At 67.1% G+C, this 700-nt stretch carries 2 protein-coding genes; both read left to right on the top strand.

Annotation, left to right across the window (positions count from 1 at the left end):
* Positions 1-337, top strand: a 337-nt coding sequence (locus tag C667_RS23650; protein ID WP_004391640.1) for an ABC transporter substrate-binding protein, incomplete at its 5' end; no start/stop codon positions are given.
* Between the two features lie 183 nt (positions 338-520).
* On the top strand, positions 521-700 hold a 180-nt coding region (locus tag C667_RS23645; protein WP_004391638.1), incomplete at its 3' end, for a pyruvate dehydrogenase E1 component-related protein.

Below are 700 nucleotides of genomic sequence, written 5' to 3'. Positions count from 1 at the left end.
GCGCACGCCGGCGCAGGCCGCCTTCCTCGCCGCCTGGGAGCGCGCCACCGGCAGCGCGCGCATCCCGGTGCCGCCCGCCGCCGCGCAGGGCTACGACTCGATGCTGCTGCTCGCCGCGGCGATCCGCCAGGCCGGCAGCCTGGAGGGCCCGCGCATCCGCGAGGCCCTGGAGAACCTGGATGCAGAGGTCGCGGGCGTGATCATGCGCTACCGCCGCCCCTTCTCCCCCGACAACCACGAGACCCTCCTCCGCGCACGCCAGATCCACCTCGGAGAGATCCGCGACGGCGCCGTGGTGTTCGCCCACGAGGCGACGCCGGACCAGACAGGACCATGAGGCCAGCCAGGCAGGAAGTCCCTTTCATGTTCACCAGGTGAAAACCTATTGCACATCGCGAAAAGTCGTTTTATATTCTGAAACGCTGACCGTGCGGCAGCCGGCATGGTCGTGCCCGTAACCAAAAACCCGCCTGTCCCACCTGACAGGAATCGCCAACTGAACGTCATGAGGAGACAAACCATGACCGGAATCAGCACCGTTCTCCCGCAAACCGACTCGGATGCGCAGGAGACGAAGGAATGGCTGGACGCCCTGGCCGCCGTCGTCGAACACGAAGGCCCCGAGCGCGCCCACTACCTGATCGAGACCCTGATCGCGACGGCGCGCCAGGAAGGGGTGAACATCCCCTACTCGGCGACG

Origin of the sequence: Thauera phenylacetica B4P (assembly GCF_000310225.1) — a bacterium.
Taxonomy (GTDB): domain Bacteria; phylum Pseudomonadota; class Gammaproteobacteria; order Burkholderiales; family Rhodocyclaceae; genus Thauera; species Thauera phenylacetica.
Note: the sequence above shows the minus strand (reverse complement) of the source record. Positions and strands in the feature narration are given on the sequence as shown.